Annotated in this window: 30 protein-coding genes; 29 read left to right on the top strand and 1 reads right to left on the bottom strand. The window is 54.3% G+C overall.

The window, feature by feature from the left end; all coding sequences use genetic code 11:
- Positions 1-4 precede the first annotated feature (4 nt).
- The 6 genes from K8Q93_03265 (at position 5) to K8Q93_03240 (ending at position 5,741) form a co-directional block, all read left to right on the top strand.
- Positions 5-427, top strand: a complete 423-nt coding sequence (locus tag K8Q93_03265) for an EamA family transporter (protein MCE9644233.1) — start codon at positions 5-7, stop codon at positions 425-427.
- Between the two features lie 16 nt (positions 428-443).
- Positions 444-2,228, top strand: coding sequence for a M3 family oligoendopeptidase (locus tag K8Q93_03260; GenBank protein ID MCE9644232.1), 1,785 nt, complete (start codon positions 444-446; stop codon positions 2,226-2,228).
- Entirely contained in the window at positions 2,229-2,828 is a 600-nt protein-coding gene (locus K8Q93_03255; protein MCE9644231.1) for a prephenate dehydratase, read from the top strand. It begins immediately after the preceding gene.
- Positions 2,829-2,906: 78 nt separating this feature from the next.
- On the top strand, positions 2,907-3,269 hold the full coding sequence (locus K8Q93_03250) for a hypothetical protein (GenBank protein ID MCE9644230.1): 363 nt from the start codon (positions 2,907-2,909) through the stop codon (positions 3,267-3,269).
- A 4-nt stretch (positions 3,270-3,273) separates the two neighbouring features.
- Complete coding sequence (locus tag K8Q93_03245) at positions 3,274-5,226, top strand: alanine--tRNA ligase (protein MCE9644229.1); 1,953 nt, start codon at positions 3,274-3,276, stop codon at positions 5,224-5,226.
- Positions 5,223-5,741 (top strand): DUF4145 domain-containing protein, encoded by a 519-nt coding sequence (locus K8Q93_03240; protein MCE9644228.1) that lies wholly within the window; start codon positions 5,223-5,225, stop codon positions 5,739-5,741. Before K8Q93_03245 ends, K8Q93_03240 begins: the two co-directional genes overlap by 4 nt.
- A 2-nt stretch (positions 5,742-5,743) precedes the next feature.
- Here K8Q93_03240 and K8Q93_03235 read toward each other — a convergent pair whose 3' ends face one another.
- Complete coding sequence (locus K8Q93_03235) at positions 5,744-6,334, bottom strand: alpha-ketoglutarate-dependent dioxygenase AlkB (protein MCE9644227.1); 591 nt, start codon at positions 6,332-6,334, stop codon at positions 5,744-5,746.
- Positions 6,335-6,446: 112 nt separating this feature from the next.
- Here K8Q93_03235 and K8Q93_03230 point away from each other — a divergent pair, with 112 nt between their 5' ends.
- The 23 genes from K8Q93_03230 (at position 6,447) to trpS (ending at position 23,243) form a co-directional block, all read left to right on the top strand.
- Positions 6,447-6,590, top strand: coding sequence for a hypothetical protein (locus tag K8Q93_03230; protein ID MCE9644226.1), 144 nt, complete (start codon positions 6,447-6,449; stop codon positions 6,588-6,590).
- Between the two features lie 31 nt (positions 6,591-6,621).
- On the top strand, positions 6,622-6,822 hold the full coding sequence (locus tag K8Q93_03225) for a hypothetical protein (GenBank protein MCE9644225.1): 201 nt from the start codon (positions 6,622-6,624) through the stop codon (positions 6,820-6,822).
- Between the two features lie 8 nt (positions 6,823-6,830).
- Positions 6,831-7,496 carry a transcriptional repressor LexA gene (gene lexA, locus K8Q93_03220; protein ID MCE9644224.1) on the top strand — a complete coding sequence of 222 codons (666 nt, stop codon included), beginning with the start codon at positions 6,831-6,833 and terminating at the stop codon, positions 7,494-7,496.
- A 17-nt stretch (positions 7,497-7,513) separates the two neighbouring features.
- A complete protein-coding gene (locus tag K8Q93_03215; protein MCE9644223.1) occupies positions 7,514-8,128 on the top strand; it encodes a hypothetical protein in 615 nt (204 codons plus the stop codon).
- A 61-nt stretch (positions 8,129-8,189) separates the two neighbouring features.
- The gene (locus K8Q93_03210; GenBank protein MCE9644222.1) at positions 8,190-9,869 is read left to right on the top strand and encodes an AAA family ATPase; all 1,680 of its coding nucleotides are present in this window, start codon (positions 8,190-8,192) and stop codon (positions 9,867-9,869) included.
- Positions 9,870-10,036: 167 nt separating this feature from the next.
- Positions 10,037-10,177 carry a hypothetical protein gene (locus tag K8Q93_03205; protein MCE9644221.1) on the top strand — a complete coding sequence of 47 codons (141 nt, stop codon included), beginning with the start codon at positions 10,037-10,039 and terminating at the stop codon, positions 10,175-10,177.
- Positions 10,178-10,252: 75 nt separating this feature from the next.
- Positions 10,253-11,296, top strand: coding sequence for an AI-2E family transporter (locus tag K8Q93_03200; protein MCE9644220.1), 1,044 nt, complete (start codon positions 10,253-10,255; stop codon positions 11,294-11,296).
- 42 nt (positions 11,297-11,338) lie between these two features.
- Positions 11,339-12,502, top strand: coding sequence for a hypothetical protein (locus K8Q93_03195; protein ID MCE9644219.1), 1,164 nt, complete (start codon positions 11,339-11,341; stop codon positions 12,500-12,502).
- A gap of 285 nt (positions 12,503-12,787) precedes the next feature.
- Positions 12,788-13,927, top strand: coding sequence for a hypothetical protein (locus tag K8Q93_03190; GenBank protein MCE9644218.1), 1,140 nt, complete (start codon positions 12,788-12,790; stop codon positions 13,925-13,927).
- Positions 13,928-14,012: 85 nt separating this feature from the next.
- Positions 14,013-14,225, top strand: a complete 213-nt coding sequence (infA, locus tag K8Q93_03185; GenBank protein ID MCE9644217.1) for a translation initiation factor IF-1 — start codon at positions 14,013-14,015, stop codon at positions 14,223-14,225.
- Between the two features lie 3 nt (positions 14,226-14,228).
- Positions 14,229-14,342 carry a 50S ribosomal protein L36 gene (gene rpmJ, locus K8Q93_03180; GenBank protein ID MCE9644216.1) on the top strand — a complete coding sequence of 38 codons (114 nt, stop codon included), beginning with the start codon at positions 14,229-14,231 and terminating at the stop codon, positions 14,340-14,342.
- Positions 14,342-14,725, top strand: a complete 384-nt coding sequence (gene rpsM, locus K8Q93_03175) for a 30S ribosomal protein S13 (GenBank protein ID MCE9644215.1) — start codon at positions 14,342-14,344, stop codon at positions 14,723-14,725. Before rpmJ ends, rpsM begins: the two co-directional genes overlap by 1 nt.
- A 68-nt stretch (positions 14,726-14,793) precedes the next feature.
- Entirely contained in the window at positions 14,794-15,177 is a 384-nt protein-coding gene (gene rpsK, locus K8Q93_03170; protein ID MCE9644214.1) for a 30S ribosomal protein S11, read from the top strand.
- 9 nt (positions 15,178-15,186) lie between these two features.
- Complete coding sequence (gene rpsD / locus K8Q93_03165; protein ID MCE9644213.1) at positions 15,187-15,801, top strand: 30S ribosomal protein S4; 615 nt, start codon at positions 15,187-15,189, stop codon at positions 15,799-15,801.
- Between the two features lie 65 nt (positions 15,802-15,866).
- Positions 15,867-16,829, top strand: a complete 963-nt coding sequence (locus K8Q93_03160; GenBank protein MCE9644212.1) for a DNA-directed RNA polymerase subunit alpha — start codon at positions 15,867-15,869, stop codon at positions 16,827-16,829.
- An 18-nt stretch (positions 16,830-16,847) separates the two neighbouring features.
- Positions 16,848-17,201: a 50S ribosomal protein L17 gene (gene rplQ, locus K8Q93_03155; protein ID MCE9644211.1), complete on the top strand. Its 354-nt coding sequence runs from the start codon at positions 16,848-16,850 to the stop codon at positions 17,199-17,201.
- A gap of 9 nt (positions 17,202-17,210) precedes the next feature.
- A complete protein-coding gene (locus K8Q93_03150; protein ID MCE9644210.1) occupies positions 17,211-17,564 on the top strand; it encodes an uL13 family ribosomal protein in 354 nt (117 codons plus the stop codon).
- Between the two features lie 5 nt (positions 17,565-17,569).
- Positions 17,570-17,974: a 30S ribosomal protein S9 gene (gene rpsI, locus K8Q93_03145; GenBank protein MCE9644209.1), complete on the top strand. Its 405-nt coding sequence runs from the start codon at positions 17,570-17,572 to the stop codon at positions 17,972-17,974.
- Between the two features lie 71 nt (positions 17,975-18,045).
- Entirely contained in the window at positions 18,046-18,606 is a 561-nt protein-coding gene (locus K8Q93_03140) for a nucleotide exchange factor GrpE (GenBank protein ID MCE9644208.1), read from the top strand.
- Between the two features lie 26 nt (positions 18,607-18,632).
- Positions 18,633-20,537: a molecular chaperone DnaK gene (gene dnaK / locus K8Q93_03135; GenBank protein MCE9644207.1), complete on the top strand. Its 1,905-nt coding sequence runs from the start codon at positions 18,633-18,635 to the stop codon at positions 20,535-20,537.
- Between the two features lie 57 nt (positions 20,538-20,594).
- Complete coding sequence (gene dnaJ / locus K8Q93_03130) at positions 20,595-21,671, top strand: molecular chaperone DnaJ (GenBank protein MCE9644206.1); 1,077 nt, start codon at positions 20,595-20,597, stop codon at positions 21,669-21,671.
- A gap of 92 nt (positions 21,672-21,763) precedes the next feature.
- Positions 21,764-22,261, top strand: a complete 498-nt coding sequence (locus K8Q93_03125; GenBank protein MCE9644205.1) for a hypothetical protein — start codon at positions 21,764-21,766, stop codon at positions 22,259-22,261.
- Positions 22,262-22,301: 40 nt separating this feature from the next.
- On the top strand, positions 22,302-23,243 hold the full coding sequence (trpS, locus tag K8Q93_03120; GenBank protein ID MCE9644204.1) for a tryptophan--tRNA ligase: 942 nt from the start codon (positions 22,302-22,304) through the stop codon (positions 23,241-23,243).
- The last annotated feature ends 1 nt before the right edge of the window (position 23,244 follow it).

Below are 23,244 nucleotides of genomic sequence, written 5' to 3'. Positions count from 1 at the left end.
ACCTATGTGGATGCTTTATGCGTTTCTCTCGGCAGTCCTCGCGGCGGCTACCGCCATCTTCGGCAAGATCGGGGTGAAGGGGGTGGATTCAACCCTCGCTACTACATTGCGGGCGGTGGTGATGACGCTCTTTTTGCTTCCAGTAGCCTTCTTCGCAGGATCGTTCTCTAAGCTCACGGGAGAATTCCTCGGCTCCAAGGTGTTTGGCTTCATCGTGCTCTCAGCTATTGCGGGCGCGCTCTCCTGGATATTTTATTTCCTGGCGCTTCAGAGCGGTACGGCAAGCGGCGTCTCCGCCATCGATCGCCTCAGCATCGTATTGGTGATAATCTTCGCAGCGCTCTTCCTGGGGGAGGCGCTCACGGTAAAAACAGCCCTCGGAGCCCTCCTCATTACCGCTGGAGCTGTCCTCATCGCTTTCAAGTAATTAATCCTGTACTCACATGCCTCCTCTCAAGAACTATCAAACCGGCTGGGATCTCAAGACCTACGACTACTCCTCGCTCAAGGATCCGAAAATAGAGAAGGATACGCGGGCGCTTGAGAAGGCAATACTTGCTTTCGCTAAGAAATATAAAGGAAAGTCGGATTATCTCAAGAATGAAGGCAAGCTACTTTCTGCACTTAAGGACCTGGAGACGCTCGAGGCTATTCCCGCAAAGGCCCTCATGTACGTCAATTTTGTAAGGGAACTTGATTCCGAGAATCGTGAAGCCGAAGCCCTCATTAACCGTCTCTCTGACCGCTTCACCAAGGCAGGGAACGAAGTCATCTTCTTCGGACTCTCTTTGGGGAAGATTGATAAAGCCTTCCAGAAGAAACTTTTGAAGAGTCCTCGCTTCGCTCCCTACCGCTATTTCCTCGAAAGTACCTTTGAGACGGCCAAGTACAATCTCTCTGAACCGGAGGAGAAGATCCTCAGCCTCAAGCGCAAAGCTTCTTCCGAACTCTGGGTGGATGGCGTGGAGAAGGCGCAGCGCAAGCTCACCATCAATTTCAAGGGCGAGGAGATGCCTCTTGCGGGAGCCATGAACAAGATTTCCATGCTGCCTACGGAAGACCGTCGCGCGCTCGGACGCATGGTCACAGAGGCGCTCCGCGGGGTGGGAGATTTTGCAGAGGGGGAGATGAACGCGGTCGCGGAAAACAAGAAGGTGAGTGATGAGCTGCGGGGATACAAGGAACCGTACTCAGCTACCATCATCGGCTATGAGAATGATGAGCGCGCCATCCTTAATCTAGTGAAGGCGGTGAGCAAGGGCTTCCCGCTCAGCCAGCGCTTCCACGCACTTAAGCAGAAGGCACTCGGACTTCCGCATATGGAATATGCGGATAGGGCCGTTTCCATAGGAAAAACTGATGAAAAGATTCCGTTTGAAGAGGGCCTCACAACCGTGCGTGATGTTTTCTACGGATTGGATGAATCCTACGGTTCTATTCTCGATCGCTTCCTAAAGAGCGGGCAGATTGATGTCTTTCCCAAGAAGGGCAAGGCAGGCGGAGCTTACTGCTCCGGTAATACCAATATGCCTACCATGGTGCTGCTCAACCACGTGGACAATCTCAACTCCACCATGACCCTGGCGCATGAGATGGGGCATGCAATACATACGGAGAAGAGCAAAGCGCAGCCTGTGCTGTATCAGGACTATTCCACTTCTGTAGCCGAGACCGCCAGCACGCTCTTTGAAGCGTTGGTGTTCGACTCCATCTTCAAGAAGCTCTCTGGGCGGGATCGCGCCATCGCGCTCCATGACAAGATTCAGGACGACATCCAGACCATCTTCCGCCAGATCGCCTTCTTCAACTTCGAGCTCGAGTTCCACCAGAGAGTGCGCAAAGAAGGCTTCTTGGACAAGGACAGCATCGCCGCGCTCCTCAACAAGCATATGCAGTCGTACTTGGGTAAGGGCTTCAAGCTCTCCGAGAGCGACGGCTACTTCTTCGTAGCGGTGATGCATTTCCGCAGACCCTTCTACGTCTACTCCTACGCCTATGGCCAGCTCATCAGCAAGGCGCTCGTCAGCCGCTACAAGAAAGATCCTGCCTACATCAAGAAGATTGATCAGTTCCTCACGGCAGGAGGAAGCAAGAAGCCGGAGCAGATCTTCAAGGATATTGGCCTCAATACCCTCGATATTGGAGTCTTCGAGGAGGGACTGAAGAGTATTAAGGCGGATATCGATGAGTTCGAGAAACTCTTACCGGAGATTACGGGGGAGAAATAAATGGCATCTGACACGCTCGTCATCGGTATCCAAGGAGGAGAGGGGAGCTTCAATGAGGAAGCCATCCGTCTCTATACGAAAGAGAAGGGGATTACTAAGTTCCGCATAAAATATCTCTATACAACGAGGAGAGTACTCGAGGCACTCCATGAGAAGAAGATTGATCGCGGGATCTTTGCTATCGAGAACTCCATCGGCGGCACGGTCTGGGAGACGGTCAATGCGCTCTCTGAGTTCAACTGCAAGATTTTGGATAGCTATAAGCTGCCGGTGCGGCATTGTCTCTTGGCGAAGCCGGGGACGAAGGAGAAGGATATAAAGATCATCATGTCCCACCCTCAGGCGCTCGCGCAGACCAAGAAGACTGTCACCAAGCTCTATCCAAAGGCGAAGACTGTCTCTGGCGACGGTATCCTGGTAGATCAGGCTACCGCCGCAAGCGCGCTCGCCAAGGGCAAGCTACCCCTAGGTACTGCAGTCATCGCTTCGCGCACTGCAGGGGAGATCTATGGACTCGATATCCTCCGGGAGAACCTGCAGGATAAGAAAAAGAATCTGACTACTTTCTTGTTCGTGAGTCGTTTTAACAAGGATAGATAATATTCATACCTATTGACTTTGTGTCTAGGTAATGGCAAAAAGTACGGGTATCTAGTTCCGAACGGGAAGGTGCTGAAGATGAAGATGTTCTTGATAGACCACGAAGAGAGGTGTGTTCCTCTCGCGCCGTGTCGTTCGTGTGTCGCGGCTTCGTTTCTCCGGGAAAAGCTGACCCCTGAGGAACTCGCCGCGTTTCTTGCCCTGATGAAGGGTACTGCTGAGGCCACTATCGGCCTCGATGAGTCTCTTGATGCGCTTCATTTGCCGGCGAGGGTGCTAAATCCTCTCCTGAACAGCGAGATCAGGACCATTCGAGATGTTCTGGCGAAGACCGAGCAAGAGCTGCTCAGGGTGCCCAATTTCGGAAAGAAGGTCATGGGTGACCTTGATGCTGCACTTCTCAAGCGCGGACGCCGGCGAGGCGAACCGATTCCGCAATAACCGAATGAGAAGCCGAAAGCCCTCCGGGGCCGTAGGCTTTTCTTTTTACTACTCAAAAAGCCTTTATTCTGCTAGCATAACGGGCGTGAACACTAGCGAAATACGGAGCAAATACCTGGAGTTTTTCAAATCAAAGGGCCACGCCATCGTGCCTTCGGCCCCACTCGTTCCTGAGAACGACCCGACGACTCTCTTTACGGGTTCTGGCATGCAGCCGATGCTTCCGTACTTCCTGGGCCAGCCGCACCCTCTGGGCAAGCGCGTGGCCGACAGCCAGAAGTCTTTTCGTGCGCAAGATATCGAGGAGGTGGGGGACAATCGCCATACTACTTTCTTCGAGATGCTCGGTAACTGGTCCTTTGGTGACTATTTCAAACAAGAACAGATCCCTTGGATGTTTGAGTTTTTGACGACCGAGATTGGTCTTGATCCTAAGCGTCTCTACTTCACCTGCCACGCGGGGAACGAAGCGCTTGGAATACCTCGTGATACTGAAGCTGCCGGGCTGTGGGTCAAGCTTCTCTCTGAGAAGGGCGTAGATGCACAAATAGCAGAAGATGCCGAGACTAAGGGTACGCAGGGAGCGCGCATCTTTTATTATGGCGACAAGAAGAACTGGTGGAGTCGTGCAGGTGTACCAGAGAACATGCCGGAAGGGGAACCAGGGGGACCTGACACGGAGATGTTCTGGGACTTTGGCATTGAGCGTGGGCTGCACGAGGAATCCATCTGGAAGGATGAGCCGTGCCATGTGAACTGCGATTGCGGCCGTTTCTTAGAGATCGGTAACAACGTGTTCATGCAGTATGTGAAGAAGAATGGTGCTTTCGAGAAGCTGCCTGCTCCCAATGTGGACTTCGGCGGAGGCTTGGAGCGTATCGCTGCGGCGCTGAATGATGATCCGGATGTATTCAAGACGGATCTCTTCCAGAATCTTCGGGAGGCCATAGAGCGGGTATCTGGTAGAGAGTATGGCAAGGACGAGAAGATGACTCGCGCCTTTCGTGTGGTCATGGATCACCTCCGTGCCTCCGTATTCCTCATCGGCGATGGGGTGATCCCGTCTAACACTGACCAGGGGTATGTTCTCCGCCGTCTCCTTCGCCGCGCTATCCGCTTCTCCGATATCCTTGGCGTCCAAGAGGGTAATTTTCATATGTTTGCGGAAGGGGTGATTGATACCTATGCGGCTGACTACAAAGAGCTGGGCGAGCGCAGGGCTGCGATCGTAGAGGAGATTCGCAAAGAGGAGGAGAAGTTCCGTGAGACCCTCCAGAAGGGGCTCAAGGAGTTCTCTCGCCGTACGGGCGATCATGTCTCAGGCCTGGAAGCTTTCAATCTCTACCAGAGCTATGGTTTTCCTATTGAAGTGACTGAGGAGCTCGCAGCGGAGAGGGGGCTAGAGGTGGATCGTGCTGGATTTAATGAGGAGATGAAGAAGCATCAAGATCTCTCGCGTGCTGGCTCGGAGAAGAAGTTTAAAGGGGGCCTTGCGGGGCACTCCGATATCGAGGTGAAGTACCACACTGCCACGCACCTCCTCCACAAGGCACTTCGCACTGTCTTGGGTGAGAACGTCCAGCAGAAAGGCAGCAACATCACTCCTGAGCGCCTGCGCTTCGACTTTGCGCATCCGCAGAAGATGACTCCCGAGGAGATCGCTAAGGTTGAAGCCTTGGTGAATGAGAAGATCCAGGAGGATCTGGAAGTTGTTCGTGAGGAAGTGTCGCTTGAAGAGGCACGTAATCGTGGAGCTATCGGACTCTTCGGCGAGAAGTATGGCGATACGGTTTCTATATATACCGTGATGGGGAAGGATGGTAAGCCTTTCAGCCTTGAGTTCTGCGGTGGGCCGCATGTTACGCGCACTGGCGAGATGGGTGTGTTTAAGATTTCTAAGGAAGAAGCGGTGAGCGCTGGGGTGAGGAGGATAAAGGCTGTTCTCGAATCTCGATGAAAAATCAAGAATTAAGGAATCATATCCAAGGTTCTGTTTTGAAAAAACAATTTCTTGAAGCTTTTTTATTGCAAAGTGCGTACCTGGAGGCAGTAGTTAAAATGATTGTTGATTTTCAGGTTTTTAGAATCACCAAACAAAATACCAACTCTGAGCTTGATAAGATTGCTCAAGAAATACGTGACACTTTCACTCAAAAAAGTTTATACAGTCTGATTGATTTTCTCTTTGAGAGTGGTGTTTTGAATGAGGATTTAAAGAAAAATTTACACGCATATCGCGTAATTAGAAATAAAATACTGCACGATTTGGTAACTCAGATTTTTTCTCAAAAATTTGAGTTAGAAATCGAAGAAGCTTGTAAATTAGGTAATAAGATTTTATCTGATACGCGTTTTACCGAAATGATTGAAGCAATTGATACTATCGAAGAAGGCATTCTAAAAAGATCTTTACAAAAAATCGACTTGGCTTCGAAAGAAACTCCAGTTAATGAAGGTGAAAAACACGAATAAATTTAGGGTAGCGTCCGAAAAGTAATCGAATACCGCATCGTTTTAGTCTTGGCCACAGAATGCTGCCAGTTCCAGCGGATATCTTTTTGCATCACGTAGACGGAGCGTGGCTCTAGCTCCAGAGCTACCACATCCTTCAGATCTTTCTTTTCCTCACGGCGTTTGATGGGACGGAAGCGCATGCGTGCCCAGCCTGAAAGCGAGAGACCGATGACATGCTCAAAGCCTTCGTTGTCTCGATGCCAGCCGAGGGCAGAGCCAGGAGAGTATTCGTTAATGAGGGCTTCTACGATCCTCTTTGGATCTATATCGAGCCATTTGCCGATACGAATCTGCACAGGACGGAGAAAGGGCGGAAGGGGAGGGCCGGGAATGAATTTCTTATTATCGAAATCATAGCCCCAGCCGAGGGAGAAGTGTCGTCGCTTGGCGGTGTATTCCTTGTATTGCGCCTCTTCGAGCGGCAGGTCTTCAATGTAAGAGAGGATTTCCAGTTCTTCTTCTGGGGTAATGAAATCAGGCCTATACACCAGGCCCGTAGGGAGCTGGAGTCCCGTATCAAAGAGCTTGTTCTGGTTTCCAGGTCGTGTCATGGCGGAGATATCCACAGTGTATATGTGTATTACGTGTATTGCATAGTGGAATACATGCTATGATATACACATGGATAGGTCGCAAGCATCTGGAACCTTAGAACAACCCGATATGAACCTCATTACTTGGGCTTTTGTCTTCGCCGCGATCAGTATCCTCCTGTTGTATTTCCCCAAAACGATCGTCATACCCCTGGTTGGAGGCCTCGCTATCGGTCTCTTTGCTGGAGGATTCAAGGTGCAGGATATCTTTTAGTGCTTCCGCGGAGTTCTATCTTCAAACAACCATGAATACCATCAAAGAAACCCCGTTCTTCCGCAAAGAGACTGATCATTTCGTTCTCTACAAGCCCGCACCGCTCCCCAAAGGCAAGAAAAAGCTGGTAGAAGTAAGCGGCATCCAGGCAGTCGGACGATTCAAGACCTGGCAGGAGGCGCAGATAGAGAGTCTTCGTCATTTCGGCCGCAAAGCCGCTAAGGTGATATAAATATAAGTATGAAATTACCTCTTACTCCTAAGCAGAACCGAGTCCTAGAGCTCATCAAAGTGCATCTCGCCATGCACAAAGAGTCTCCTACGGTGGGCGAGCTCTGTGCAGCCCTCGCATTCCGCTCCCAGCGTACCGTCTCTCAATATCTGGAATCTCTGGAGCGAAAAGGCTATATCCTCCGCCGTAAGAACGCTCATAGGAATATCGAGATCCGACAGGAAAATGAAAGACGTGTCCTTACCGTGAGTATCCCAGTCATCGCCTCCGTAGGTTGTGACGATCTCTCAGTCTTTGCCCAAGAGAGCTATGACGAATACCTGGAGGTGGATAAGGAGATCGTAGACAAGGAGGACGGCAACATCGTGGGCGTGCGCGTGGTAGGTGACTCCATGGAAGAAGCGGGTATTCATCCTGGTGACTACCTCCTCATCCGCTTCAGCGATCACGTGGAGAATGGGGACCGAGTGGCTGCCATAGTGGACGACATGATCACGGTGAAGCGCCTGGAGCGTAAAGACGGCATGACCATTCTCTGGCCGGAGTCCAAAAATCCCAAGTACAAGCCTATGGTGCTCTCGGGTAATTTCAAGATAATCGGCAAGGTGCTTTGCATAATCTCTGATCCGATGGCTGAGGTGACCGATGTGGTTCCTGTTGCTGAATGGAGCTAGTGCCGGATACTAATGATATGAAAGTAATAATCGGTAAAAATGATATTTTACCAATAGGTGAATATCAGCTCACTGATCCAAGTAAGCTCGAGAACGCCAAAGGCAATATACCTTTTCCTCGTGGCGACCGGAGAATTTTAATTGAATACGATCGGATTGGCGGACGCGTAATCAAAGAAGAAAGCGTACTTCCGCCGCAGAGTTTATGGAATCTTGAAAAGAACAGGGTAATTGAGGAATATTCTGATCCTGAAATTATTGAGGTACTACGGAGAGCTGAAAATACTAATGTACCGGGTAGTCTCTATCAGAAGGCGAGATATGAGTGGGAGCAGAGGCAGCAAAATAAGAACCTTGAGCAAACAGCTTCTTTAATTGCTGAAATCAGGGAATTGAAAGAGGTAACGAAAGTTAACGCTGAGACATCGACAAAAGATACAAAGAGAGCGAATATACTAGCTTCGTTAGCGATAATAATTTCAGTACTAGGGATTCTAGCGCAGGTTGCTCTAGATATTGAGCGCAAAGATAGCTGCGCCGACTTCGGTGGTGGAAATATCAGGTGCACTACGTGGTACGATGCAGGAATTTTCGGTACTTGGGTAATACCTGAACGTTCAATTACAAAATAATATAGTCTAAAATCCTCTTCTTTTTCGTAAGTCTGGGAAGACTGCTGTACTATTCAATTCCATGACCCAAGCGGAAGCTCTCGACATCCTGAAGATGGGTAAGAACGTGTTCCTCACCGGCGCAGCCGGGAGCGGCAAGACACATGTCCTGCGGGAGTTCATACAGTGGTTGAAGGAGAACAATATCGGTACCGCCATCACCGCCTCTACGGGAATCGCCGGCACCCACCTAGGGGGCACTACTATTCACGCCTGGAGCGGGCTCGGCATCCGGGACAAGCTCTCCGAGCAGGACATAGACGACCTAGAAGCATTTCAATACCTCTGGAAGCGCTATGAAGGCACCCAGGTGCTCATCATTGATGAGATCTCGATGCTGCATCATTTCCGCCTCGATCTTCTGGATCGGCTCGCCAGAGCGTTCAAGAGGAACGGCAATGAGCCCTTCGGCGGGATGCAGATAGTGGTCTGCGGAGACTTCTTCCAGCTTCCTCCCATCACACGCCCCGGAGAGCCAGAGGCACTCTTTGCCTACTCCTCCAGGGCGTGGAAAGAACTCGAGCCTAAAGTTTGCTATCTCGAAGAGCAGCACCGTCAGAGCGATGATGTGCTCCTCTCCATTCTGAATGCGATAAGAAGCGGGGAGATAGAAGAAGATACACTCTCGGCTCTCCAGGACTGCTATCAGCGGGAGATCACGCTTGAAGTGGAGCCGACGAGGCTTTCGACGCATAACGAGAACGTAGACACCATCAATGAGACGGAACTGAAGAAGATAAAGGGAAGCGAGCGTAGATACGTGATGAACTCCCGCGGCAAGCAGGGCCTAGTGGATTCCCTCAAGAAGAGCTGCCTTGCACCCGATGTGCTGGTGCTGAAGGAGGGCGCACGAGTGATGTTCGTAAAGAATAACTACGAGAAGGGCTACGTGAATGGAACGCTCGGTATCGTAGAGAGCTTTGATGATTTTGGCATGCCGCGGATAAAGACCGCTCAGGGGAAAGTGATCGAAGGGGGCGTAGAGAGTTGGAAAATTGAAGAGGATGGCAAGGTAAAAGCTGAGATATCGCAACTCCCTCTGCGCCTCGCCTGGGCCATCACCATCCACAAGAGCCAGGGCATGAGCTTGGACGCTGCTGAGATAGATCTCTCCCGCTCCTTTGCACCGGGCATGGGCTATGTAGCGCTCTCTCGCGTGCGCTCTCTCGCTGGGCTCAAGCTTTTGGGCTTCAACCATCGCGCGCTCCAGATCCATCCGGAAGTGATCGAGAAAGACGCGGATTTCAAACGCGTCTCCAAGCGTGCAGTGAATATGCTGGACGATATGGGGCCGGATGAGATACGTGCGGCTCAAGACGGCTATGTCGCGCGCTTCAGCAAAGGGAAGCGGGATGAGAGCGAAGAAGGAGAAGATATCCCGACCCACCACAAGACCCGAGAGCTCATCAGTCAGAAATTGAATCTGGAGGAGATAGCTCAGATTAGAGGCCTCACTCAGGGGACCGTGCTCTCTCATATCGAAAAGCTACAGGAGGAAGGGGAGAAGGTGGATATCGACTACCTCAAACCGAATGAGCTGACTCCTAAGAAGCTGAAGATCATTCGCAAAGCATTCCTCGAATCAAAGGAAAAGAATGGTGACTTACGCCTAGCACCGGTGAAGTTCGCCCTAGAGAGGGAAGGTGAGGAGTATTCCTACGATGAGCTCCGCCTGTATCGTCTTTTTGCGAAGCTAGACTGATCTTTGTCCTGGCCAGGTAAGATATCTCGGAAATCGTCGTCACAAGAATAGACCTCGGATGCAAGGAGACGCTCTTTGCCCTTACGTATATCCGAGAAGTCTGTTAAGGTCGGGTATCCTGCAAGGTCAGCAGGTTCTGTTAGCAACCAGTTTAACTATTCACCATCATGGACGACGATAACAAGAAGAAACTGGACGAAACCGAGACTCCTGAAGAGCCGAAGACTGACGGAACCGAGGGCGACGCTTCTCCTGAGACCATGGCTCCTGTACAGGAACCTGAGACCACGACCGAGAAAGACGCCTAACTCAAACAGAAACGCTCCCCAAGGGGAGCGTTTCTGTTTTGGGCGAAGCGGGAGAATAGCGCTATACTATCCAGCATGAACCGTGAACAACTACGTCCATACTTCCTGATACTCCTCCTTTTAGGAGTCTTTTTCTTGGTAGGTCTCATCTTCCTGCCGTTCCTTCCTCCGCTCATCCTGGCAGCAGTCTTCTCCGTAGTGCTCTACCCGCTCTATGGCCGGATCCGCGTGCGCCTGGGGGACTGGCCCAGCTTGGCTGCTGTACTTACCGTCCTTCTCAGCTTAGTGGTAGTGCTCATCCCACTCTCGCTCCTGGTGACTCTGGTAGGGAACGAGGCTCGCGACCTGTATCTCTCTATAGAGTATGGCGCAGGGGAGACTCACCTCATGGAGATCCTGACGCACATTGAAAGCGCGGTTGGTAATTTCATTCCCGGCACAGAGGGGCTCGCAGCAAAGCTTGCCGCCAACATCGACACTTACGTGCGCACGAGCCTTACCTGGATCATCAGCCATGCGGGCAGTGCTTTCTCTAGCGTAGCCTCTCTTCTCCTCGCAACCTTCCTCTTCCTGCTCTCTCTGTATTACTTCCTGCGTGACGGCCGTAAGCTGAAGCGTGTCTTGGTGGATCTCTCCCCGCTTAACGACAAGGACGACGAGGAGGTCTTTAATCGCCTCGGACTGGCAGTGAACTCGGTGGTGAGGGGGAATCTGCTCATAGCGCTCATTCAAGGAACCCTTGCTGCTATTGGCTTCACCCTCTTCGGTGTCCCCAGCGCCATCCTCTGGGGAGCGCTCACCGCTCTTGCGGCACTCGTACCGAGCATCGGCACCGCGCTCATATTCATACCCGCGATCATCTATCTTTTCTTCGCGGTGGGCAGCCTCCCAGCCCTCGGACTTCTGTTATGGGGTTCTCTTGCTGTCGGTCTCATCGACAACCTCCTTGGTCCCAAGCTCGTAGGTAGAGGAATGAGCCTCCATCCGCTTCTCGTCCTTCTTTCTGTGCTCGGCGCACTCGCGCTCTTCGGCCCCATCGGTATCTTCTTGGGCCCGCTCTCGGTGAGTTTCCTCTTCGCACTCCTCTCTATCTACTCCGAATCTTCGCGTATTGGATAATCTCCCTTTAGAGAAGAGGGTGCCTGCGGTATACTTTTAGCGATGGGACTGTTCTCTCGTTCAACTTTTCATTCGCATCCTAAGCTCGTCCTCACCGTAGACGCTCCTTCAGGCAGCGTGGAGGCAGCGCTTGCGCTCGCGCACGGCGACAAGGTGCACATCCCGGCTATGGCTGCGAGTACGCTCTCTACAGAGAGACGCCCGCTCCGCATGGGCCTGCGTTCCGCGCTTGAAGCACTCTCCCGTGACATCCATGCTCATGGCCTGCCGCTCCCCAAAGAGGCGGTGGTACTGGTCAGTTCCCCTTCATATCGCGCATCCACCGAGATCATCCGCTACGAGGAGACCTCAGATTTCAAAGTGACGCCTGCCCTCGTGCAAAAGCTCCTCGAAGCGCATTTCAAGCGCGGAGGAGGGGAGAGCGAGGGTTCGCATCTCATCGGCACCGTAGTGAATGGCTACCGCACCCTGGAGCCCTACGGACTGTTCGGACGTACGTTGGAGCTTTTTGTATTGAAAAGTGCTCTGGAGCGGGAAACCGCCCGACTCATCGAGAGCGAGATCCTGCGCTTTTTCCATCTGCCGGTGCTCGTAGAGCCGCTTTCCCTCGCGCTCTCGGTGAGTCTGCGTACCGCCATGCCCGCACTCGACAAAGGGACGCATCTCTCGGTGCATATGAGCGGGCGTGCCACTGAGCTCCTTCATTTCGAAGAAGGGATGCTCCTCGAATCGGCATCTTTTCCCATAGGGGCGCAGGATCTCTTCACGGCGATCAGCCGCAGCTTGCATACGACCGTAGAGGTGATGCGCGACAAGATCCGCCTCTCCCATAAAGGGCACGCCGCGCTCTCTGTGGATCTGCTTCGCCTCGCTGGTAAGGAGTGGGTCTCACTCTTCGAGAAGGCCTCCGAGATGATCACAGAGCGCTCTCCGCGGCCGGAGAGTGTGGTGCTCCTTGCTCCCCCCGAGATATTGCATCCGCTCGAAGCGCTCATCCGGGGGAGCTTCACATATCACCGGGGAGGCCGTCGGGGGCTTCCGGTGATCCCTCTTACCGGAGTCACTCTCTCGCGCAGTGTCGCACTCCCAGGGGATCTTGGTAGCGCCACGCTCGCTATCGCCGCACTCTTCGCGCACACGCAGCGTTCTCCCTTCCTCCTATCCACAAGCTCGGAGACTCTGCGAGAAGCCTCCGTGGTATCATGAGCTCATCTAATTTCGCCCATATTATTTGATATGCCCAAGGATTCTTTTCAGGACGTAGTACCCCCCAAGAAGACGATCCGCGATATTCCAATACCCGACCATCGTCACCCCAAATCCGAGAGTGTGCGTCCTGAAACTCATCACCACGCTGCGCCGAAAGAGACTCGGGAGATGCGTAGCGATGTTGCTCCACCCTCGAGAAGGGAAACTCCTCCGCCCCCACCTCCGCCCCGGCCGAAGGTGTTTGCGTACGGTAGCAAGGGACAACCTCTTAACGATTCATTTATGGGAAGATTCTGGCCACCCCACGTTCATTTCGGGAAGATCGCATTGGTAATAGGCGGATTGGCGCTCGCAGGCGTTCTTCTTTTCGCGGGTAAGTTCTTCCTGCCGAAAGCTACCGTCAGCATCGTGCCCAAGGTCTCCATCGTCTCTGTAGATGAGATGATTACGGCGGAGAAGGAAGCAGGTCCTGAAGGGCTCCAGTTCGAACTAATGAAGCTCTCCGAGGAGTCTTCGAAGACCGTCCCTGAGACAGGCACTAAGACCATAAGCGAGAAGGCACGCGGCACCATCATCATCTACAACGACTACAGCTCGGCGACACAGCGCCTGGTTGCCACCACCCGTTTTGAAACCGCAGACGGCAAGGTCTACCGCATCGCCTCTCCCATCACCATCCCCGGCAAGAAGGGAACCACACCGGGCACCATAGAAGCAGAGGTCATCGCCGACCAGGCAGGGGAGAGCTACAACATCGGGCTTACTGATTTCACCATACCTGGCTTCAAGGGAGATCCGCGCTACAGCAAATTCTATGCCCGTGGCAAGACGGCCATGACCGGCGGATTCAGCGGCACCGTAAAGACCGCTTCCGCCTCCGATATCGAGCAGGCTAAGGCTGCCCTGACCACGGAACTCACCGAAAGCCTCATGCGGCAGGCCAATGAGCAGAAGCCTGAGGGCTACGTGCTCTACAAGGATGCGATCTACACCGAGACCGAGACACTCTCCAATCCAGAGGCAAGCGAGGTCAAGCAGCGTGTCACCCTCTACGGCATCATCTTTGCGGAAGGCAAGCTCTCCCAGTTCCTGGCCTACCGCAAGTTAGCTTCCGGCGACTACCACGGAGAAGAACTGACCGGCGGAGAGAGCCTTCGGGCCCTGGCTTTCAAGCCTCAGAGTGGGGGTAAGCCGTGGGAATCGGACAGCATCACCTTCAGCCTGAAGGGCGAAACGACCCTTACCTGGGCCATAGATACGGAAAAGCTCAAGGAATCCCTTGCCGGAGTACCTAAGAAAGAGGTAACCTCTGTACTCCAGGCCTACCCAATGGATAGGAGCTCGGTGGTAGTACAGCCATTCTGGAAGAGTGCCCTCCCGGAGAAGGCTTCTCAGATCCAGATAGTCCTTAAGGAGAAATAACAGCCCCAAGGTCAACAGGAGTCCCCAGGGCTCCCGTTGACGCTTGTAGCCCTATCTGATAGGCTACTCTTCATTCTGTCCGCTGATGGAAACTTCAAATATACGTCATTTAGGCACCGTGGTTGAGGCTCTGCCGAACACCCTTTTCCGGGTCGTTCTCAAAGAGACTGACAAGGAGCTCTTGACGTACCTTGCCGGGAAGATGCGGTTCCACCGCATCCGAGTGCTCGTCGGAGACACGGTCGAGGTAGAACTCGAGCCGTACGGCGGGAAAGGAAGAATCGTCCGCAGAATGTAAACCATGAAAGTCCGCGCATCCATCAAGACAATCTGTGCCAACTGCAAAGCGCTCCGTCGTAAGGGGCGCATGCATGTTATCTGCAGCAACCCTAAGCATAAACAGCGCCAGAAATAATCATGCGTATCAGCGGTATCAATATTCCTGAAGAGAAGCGTATCGAGATCGGCCTCACGGTCCTCTTCGGCATCGGACGCCCGCGCGCCCTCACCATCCTCAAGGAGGCCAAGGTGGAGCCGAGCGTGAAGGGTAAGGAGCTCACTCCGGAGCAGGAGAACCGCATCCGCGCCATCGTCGAAGGCTTCAAGATCGAAGGAGACCTCAAGCGCATCGTCGGCGCCAACATCAAGCGCCTCAAAGATATCAAGTCCTACCGCGGCAACCGCCACGCTCGCAGGCTCCCGGCCCGCGGACAGCGCACCAAGACCAACTCCCGCACGCTCCGTGGCAACGTCCGCAAGACCATGGGCTCGGGTCGCCGTAAGGTAGAGAAGACCTAAACCGATTCAATATTTATATGGGTAAGAAACGAGTAGTTAAAAAGAGCGGCGGGGAAGTGGATCAGGGCTTGCGCAGCAAGTCTCTCCAGAAAGCCGCCCGCAAGAAGGTGGATGCTGGCATCCTCTTCGTCCAGGCCACGTACAACAACACGCAGGTGCTCCTCACCGACCGCGAAGGCAACGCCCTCATGGCTTCCTCTTCTGGCGCACTCGGCTTTGCTGGCGCCAAGAAGGGCACACCGTTCGCAGCCGCTAAGGTAGGCGAGCTTCTCGGGGAGAAAGCTAACGCCATGGGCGTGCGCGAAGTAGATGTAGTCGTGAAGGGCGTCGGCGCAGGCCGCGAGTCTGCCATCCGCGGCTTTTCCTCTAAAGGAGTCGCTGTCGCCTCCATCAGGGATGCGACCCCGGTGCCGCACAATGGTCCCAAGCCTCCTAAGCCTCGTCGCGTCTAAATATTCCATATGAAAATCGGCCCTAGATACAAAATAGCGAAACGCCTCGGCGCACAGGTCTTCGATAAGACCCAGACGCAGAAGTTCCAGCTCTCGCTCGCACGTACGGAGATGAAGCGCGGCAAGCGCCGTGGCGGAGCCAAGTCCGACTACGCCAAGCAGTTCTTGGAGAAGCAGAAGGTGCGCATGACCTACGGCATCACTGAGCGCCAGTTCCGCAATTACATCCGCGCAGCAGTGAGCCATGGGGGAGAGAACCAGGCTGCTGCCCTCTTCGCGCTCCTCGAGCGTCGCCTCGACAACGTGGTCTACCGCCTCGGCCTCACCTCGAGCCGCCGTAGCGCCCGCCAGATGGTCTCTCATGGCCACATCGTCATCGGCGGCCGCAAGGTAACCATTCCTTCCTATCAGATGTCTCAGGGCGACGTCTTCGCTATTCGCGAGGGCAGCAAGAACAGCGCCCTCTTCACCGACCTCGTCGGACGCCTCAAGGACATGAAGAATCCTTCCTGGCTCTCCTTCGACCCGGAGAAGGGCGAGGGTAAGGTGGCCGGAGCCCCGCGCATGGACGCAGCGGTGCAGCCGTTCGACCTGCCGCAGGTGCTTGAGTTCTACACCCGCTAAACGTGGGATATTGCGAAAAGTATATTTTTATCGTATAAAGATTACTCATTTTTAAGAAACTCATCATGACAGCCCACAACATCGTGCTTCCGTCGAAGCCCAGGATCGTTTCGGAACAAGAGTGGAGCGGCTCGTACGAGATCGACGGCCTTTACCCTGGCTACGGCCACACTTTGGGTAACTCCCTCCGCCGCATCATCCTTTCCTCCCTCCCGGGTGCTGCCATCACAGAGGTCAAGATCGAAGGCGTCAGCCACGAGTTCTCCACCATCCCTGGCGTAAAGGAGGACGTGGTCACTCTCCTCATCAACCTCAAGCGCATCCGCATCAAGATGCTCACGGATGAGCCCCAGACGCTTTCTCTCTCCATCAAGGGTGCTAAGGAAGTCACTGCAGGCGATCTCACTGTCCCTGGTCAGGTAGAAGTGCTCAATCCTGAGCTCGTCATCGCGCACACCACCGAGAAGGGCACCGAACTCAACATGGAACTCAAAGTCGAGCGCGGCTTGGGCTTCGTCGCTAAGGAAGTCCTCCAGAAGGAGAAGGTGGACATCGGCACCATCACTCTCGACGCGATCTTCACTCCTATCCGCCGCGTGAACTACGAGGTGGAGAACATGCGCGTCGGTGATCGTACTGACTTCAACCGCCTCAAGGTCTTCATCGAGACCGACGGCACCGTCACTCCGCACCAGGCCCTCGAGCAGTCCATCGAGATCATGATCAACCAGCTCCGTGCCATCGTCGGCTTCAAAGAGGAAGAGGAGCTCCGCCCAGAGACTGAGACCGAGTCTTCCAAGGAGGAGCGCGTACGCCCGGAGATCGACGCAGAGATCCTCAAGACCCGCATCGACACTCTCGACCTCTCCCAGCGCACCGTGAATGCCCTCACCGAAGCCAACATCCGCACCGTGGGTGGCCTCGTCCGCAAGAAGGAAGAGGACATCCTCGATATCGATGGATTGGGCTCCAAGGGCATCCAGGAGATCAAGCGCATGCTCTCTAACTACGGCATCACCCTCAAATAATCCTGTAAGTAATCCTTTATGAAGCACCACAAGAAAGGACGCGGGCTAGGACGGAAGAGCAGCTCTGAGAGGCAGGCCCTCTTGAAGAGCCTTTCGCGTTCTCTCGTGCTTCATGGCAAGATCAAGACGACCGAGGCCAAGGCCAAGGAACTCCGCCCGTTCATCGAGCGGATGGTGACTCACAGCAAGAAGGGCGGACTCGCCGTGGAGCGCCTCCTCATCTCCCGCATCGGCGGCGAGGCCGAGGCTAAGATGCTCCTCAAGGAGATCGCGCCTCGCTACATGGATCGCCAGGGCGGCTACACCCGCATCACCAAGCTCCCGCGCCGCCTCTCGGACTCGAGCAAGATGGCCCAGATATCCTTCGTCTAAGATACCTATATGACCTCCAAGGAATACACACTTAATGCGGAAGGGAAGAAGCTCGGACGACTCGCAAGCGAGGCGGCTAAGCTCCTCATCGGCAAGGGCACCCCTGATTTCGTCAGGAACGCGACCGCGCTCGTGAAGGTGAAGGTGGAGAATGCTGCTAAGCTCTCTATCGACGAGCGCCGCCTCATGGAGGTCAGCCACCAGCGCTACTCTGGTTACCCAGGAGGCCGCACCGTGCAGACCGGCAAAGCCGTCATGGAGAAGAAGGGCTACGGCGAGCTCATCCGCCACGCAGTCTGGGGCATGCTTCCCAAGAACAAGCTCCGCTCCCGCATGTTCAAGAATCTCATCGTCACTGAATAATATTTATGGATAAGACCAAACAGGCATATATCGAGACTGTCGGACGCCGTAAGACGTCTGTCGCTCGCGCGCGCCTCGAAGAATCCGGCAAGCAGTCCTTCACTGTGAACGACCAGCCGCTCGAGGAATATTTCAAGACCGAAGACCTCAGAGCTACCGTACTCTCTGCGCTTAACCTCACCGAAACGACCTCCAAGTTCAAGGTGACCGTTCGCGTCATGGGTGGTGGTGTCTCCTCCCAGGCAGTGGCAGTCCGCCACGCCATCAGCCGCGCACTCGTAGAAGGGGATCGTGATCTCCGCAGCCCGCTCAAGAAGCAGGGTTATCTCAAGCGTGATCCGCGCATGAAGGAGCGCCGCAAGTTCGGTCTCAAGAAGGCTCGTAAAGCCGCTCAGTGGGCGAAGCGCTAGTTTCTCCTCTCCTCTGTCTCTCCGATTTTCTTCCGCTCCGCGCTATCTGATGTATAGTGAGCTTATCCCCTATGGCAGACACAGAATTTGAAAAAGAGAAAGACGATGTGACCTTCGAGGAAGACTCGGAGCTTACCTCCCCAGCTGAGCAGATGAAGAAGCTTCGCGAGAAGCTCGCCACCTGCGTTGCTGAGAAGCAGGAATATCTCGACGGCTGGCAGCGCATCAAGGCGGAATTCGCCAACAGCAAGAAGCTCGAGAAGGAAGAGAAGGAGCGCTTCATCAAGTTCGCCGAGGAGAATCTCCTCGAGGAACTGATCCCGGTGCTTGATAGCTTCGATATGGCGACGGCGAACTCCGCCTCCTGGGAAGCGCTTCCTCCGGAGTGGCGCAAGGGCATGGAGTACGTGCGCTCCCAGCTCCTTGGGATCCTCGAGTCACACGGCCTCAAGGCGCTTGATCCTAAAGGCAAGCCTTTCGACCCTCGAGAGCATGCAGCGGTAGCTGAAGTTCCTGCAGAGAACGGAGAAGGGGATCACACCGTCGCCCAAGTCCTGCAGCGAGGCTACACGCTTAACGGCAAGGTCTTGAGGCCGGCACAGGTGAAGGTATATATTACGGAAACAAAATAGCTTTTAACAATTAATCACTCGTCCATATGGCAAAAATACTCGGCATCGACCTCGGCACCACCAACTCCGCGATGGCAGTCATCGAAGTGGGCGCACCCAAGATCATCGAGAATGCGGAAGGCGCACGTACCACGCCCTCCGTCGTCGCGGTATCAAAGACCGGAGAGCGCCTCGTCGGCCTCCTCGCCAAGCGCCAGGGAGTGACCAATCCCAAGAACACGATCTACCAGATCAAGCGCTTCATCGGACACAATTTTGACGAACCAGCAGTCGGCAAGGACAGAGAAGCTGTGCCTTTCGAGATGCGTAAGTCCACAAACGGCGGCATCGAAGTGAAGATGGGAGAGAACTGGAATCGTCCGGAAGAGATCTCTGCCATGATCCTGCAGAAACTGAAGACGGATGCAGAGGCACGCCTCGGGGAGACCATCACTCAGGCCATCATCACCGTTCCTGCATATTTCAACGACTCTCAGCGCCAGGCTACTAAGGACGCCGGCAAGATCGCAGGACTTGAGGTGCTCCGCATCATCAACGAGCCGACCGCGGCCGCGCTCGCCTACGGCTTCAACAAAAAGAAAGAAGAGAAAATCGCGGTCTTCGACTTCGGTGGTGGTACTTTCGACGTATCCGTGCTCGAAGTGGGAGATGACGTGGTGGAGGTGAAGAGCACCGACGGCGATGCGCACCTCGGCGGCAAGGACATCGACCAGGTAGTCATCAATTGGCTTGCAGAAGAGTTTAAGAAAGAGAGCGGCATCGACGTGAGGAACGACCCTCTTGCACGCCAGCGTCTCGACGAAGCCGCAGAGAAGGCCAAGATCGAACTCTCTGCTGCACTTGAGTCGGAGATCAACATCCCGTTCATCACCTCTACGGAGGCCGGCCCTCAGCACTTCGTGAAGAAGCTGACCCGCGCCAAGCTCGAAGAGCTCTCCAAGGAATTCATCGATCGCGCCATGGCCATCACCAAGCGCGCCATGGATGCTTCTCCCTTCAAGCTCGCTGATATCAGCGAGGTCATCCTCGTGGGCGGCCAGACTCGCATGCCCGCAATACAAAAGGCGGTGGAAGAATTCTTCGGCAAGAAGCCGCATATGGGCGTGAACCCGGATGAGGTAGTGGCGCTCGGCGCTGCCATCCAGGGCGGCATCCTCGCTGGTGACGTGAAGGACGTGCTCCTCCTCGACGTCATCCCGCTCTCTCTCGGTATCGAGACCCTCGGCGGCGTCGGCACCAAGCTCATCGAGAAGAACTCTACCGTGCCTACCTCCCGCTCTCAGACTTTCTCCACTGCTGCGGACAACCAGACCTCTGTTGAGATCCACATCGTCCAGGGCGAGCGCGCCATGGCGGCGGACAACAAGAGCCTCGGTCGCTTCATCCTCGACGGCATCCCTCCCGCTCCGCGCGGACTCCCTCAGGTGGAAGTCACCTTCGACGTAGATGCGAACGGCATTCTCTCTGTGAAGGCCAAGGACAAGACCAGCGGCAAGGAACAGACCATCCGTATTGAAGCTTCCTCCGGTCTCTCTAGCGAAGAAATTGAGCGCATGAAGAAGGACGCGGAAGCACACGGATCAGAAGATGAGAAGAAGAAGCAGTCCGTAGAAGCCCGCAACCTCGCTGACCAGCTCATCTACACCGCAGAAAAGTCACTACGCGACAATGGTGATAAGGTTCCGGCAGAACTGAAGAGCGCCATCGAGGGTAAGATCACAGAACTCAAGAAAACCAAAGAAGGTACTGATCCCGACGCCATCAAGCGCGACACTGAGGCGCTCTCGCAGGAGCTTCAGAAGATGGGTGAAGCTATGAGCAAAGCTCCCGGAGGACAGAGTGCGGGTGGCGAAGCTGCTCCCGAAGGAGAAGCTGGTCCCACTCCACGCGACGCTGATTTCAAGGAAGGAGGAGAAGAGCCGAAGGCGTAAATCAAAAAGATTGAACCCTAGCAGCGACCCTGCTAGTATGGAGAAACGACACCTCTCATGCCCAAGAACTACTACGACATACTAGGAATCGCCAAAGGAGCTTCGAAAGAAGACATCAAAAAGGCTTTCCGCAAGTTGGCGCATAAGTACCATCCCGACAAGAAGGGAGGGGATGCGAACAAGTTCAAGGAAGTGAACGAGGCGTATAGCGTGCTCTCGGACGACAAGAAGCGTGCGGAATACGATTCCTATGGCCGCGTCTTTAGTGGCGCGAATGGTGGAGGGGGAGCGGGCCCAGATATGGGCGGTTTCGACTTCTCCGGCTTCACCGGAGGACAGGCAGGATTTGAGGACTTCAACATCGGAGACATCTTCGGAGACATCTTCGGCGGAGGAGGAGCAGGACGCGTAGCCCGCGGCCGCGACATCTCCATAGACATTGAGCTGACCTTTGCGGAGTCCGTCTTCGGTGCAGAGCGCAAGGTGCTCATCACCAAGACTTCTCGCTGTGAGACCTGTACTGGCTCTGGCGGCAAGCCGGGCACGGAGATGAAGACGTGTGATTCTTGTAACGGCAAGGGACGCGTGCACGAGACACGTCGCTCCTTCTTCGGCTCCATTAGCACCACTCGCACCTGCGATTCCTGCCGCGGTTCTGGAAAGATACCGAAAGAGAAGTGCGCCTCCTGTCATGGCGCAGGCGTAGTCCGTCGCCAGGAAGAGATCACCATCAGCGTCCCTCCTGGCATTGATGATGGCGAAATGATCCGCCTCTCTGGCATGGGTGAAGCAGTCGCAGGTGGAGTTGCGGGCGACCTCTACGTAAAAGTACATGTGAAGCGCCATCCGTTCCTGCGCAAGGAGGGAGCTAACCTCACTACCGACCTCAACGTGAAGCTCTCTGATGCACTTCTTGGTGCGGATTACACCGTGCATACTCTCGACGGCGACATTACCCTCAAGATTCCCGAGAACGTAGCCTTCGGCGAGATTCTGCGCGTACGCGGCAAAGGAGTACCTGTAGAGAAGAATCGCCGTGGCGATCTCCTGGTGCGTATCAACATCACGTTCCCTGGGAAGCTCGGGAAGAAAGCACGAGAGCTTCTCAATGAGCTCCGCAAAGAGGGAATCTAGTTTTTAAATCAAGCAGACAAATCACCCACAACATTAGTTGTGGGTGATTTGTGCACATCATGTCGTGAATCTACAGTGCTATACTATTCCTCATGCCATCACTCTCTTCTTTCTCTGCGAACTTAGTCTCAGTCGATATTCTTATCATCCTCGGGATCTTTGGTGCACTCGTCGCAGTTGCATTTGCTCTCGGACGCGCCAAGACGGTCGCGATGTATCTCTCGCTCTACATAGGTCTTCTGCTCTTCGCATATTTCCCGTATACGAATCAGATCGCCAGCTACGGATCTACCGCTGCGCAAAAAAGCTTCGTGCTCATCGGAGTACTCCTCGCGCTCTCGGGACTGGCGTACATGGCGGTGAAGCATAGCGTGGATAGCTTCGACATGGGGGAGAGCGGGGGAGCAGCGCCCTTCGCCCTCGCAGCCCTCGGCACTGGCGTCACCTTGGCGGTGCTTCATAATTCAGTGCCTTTCGGCGCGATACATAAGTTCCCGCAGAGCATCAGCGCCTTCTTTACCTTCGAACACGCCTTCTTCTGGTGGCTCCTTGGCGGCTTGGCTGTGCTTTTCGTACTCCTGCGACGCTAGAAAAAAGCCAGATTTCTGTTAAAGTGCAGCTACATCCGCTATGAACAAAAAGCGTCTTTTTACCGGCCTCCAGCCTTCCGGCAACCTCCATATCGGCAACTACTTTGGCGCCTTGAAGCCCTTCAAGGACATGTACGAGGAGTATGACAGCATGCTCTGTGTGGTGGACTATCACGCCCTCACTACCGCTCGGAACCCTCAAGAACTCCGACAGAATATCCTTAACGTCACCCGCGACTATCTCGCCGTGGGCGTAGACCCCGAGAAGGCCGTCATCTTCCGCCAATCAGACGTGCCGGAGCATACCGAACTCGCCTGGACGTTCGAGTGTCTCGTCACCGTGCCCTTCCTCATGCAAGCGCACTCTTACAAAGACAAAGTAGCCAAGGGACTCGAGGCGAACGCCGGACTCTTCAACTACCCCATGCTCATGGCGGCAGACATTCTCCTCTACGACACCGACGTGGTGCCGGTAGGCGCTGATCAGCGTCAACACGTGGAGTATGCGCGCGAAGCGGCAGCGAAATTCAATACCGCGTACGGACAGACATTCAAAGAGCCGCAGGAGATGATTAAAGAAGAGGTGGGTACTGTTCCTGGCACAGATGGCAAGAAGATGAGCAAGAGCTATGGCAATACCATTCCGCTCTTCGGCTCAAAAGAAGAGATCACTAAGGCAGTGATGAGTATAGTGACCGATTCTTCGGGTGAGCGTCCCGAGAATGTGTACCTCATGCACAAGCTCTTCCGCCCAGAGAGCGAACTTGAATCTCTCTACGAAGCCAACAAAGGTAGCTACAAGGTACTCAAGGAAGCCCTCATCGAAGATATCGATGCCTTCATCGCTCCGATGCGAGCACGTCGCGATAGCATCACTGACGAAGAAGTGAAAAGAGTACTCGCAGAAGGAGCAGAGAAAGCAAGAAGGATGGCCCAGGCGAAAATGGCGGAAGTTAAGGAGAGGATCGGCGTAAAAATATAAT

It is taken from the genome of Candidatus Parcubacteria bacterium, from assembly GCA_021414235.1.
GTDB lineage: Bacteria > Patescibacteriota > Minisyncoccia > Phycocordibacterales > JAKFXT01 > JAIOOV01.
This window is presented reverse-complemented; position numbering and strand designations above follow the sequence as displayed.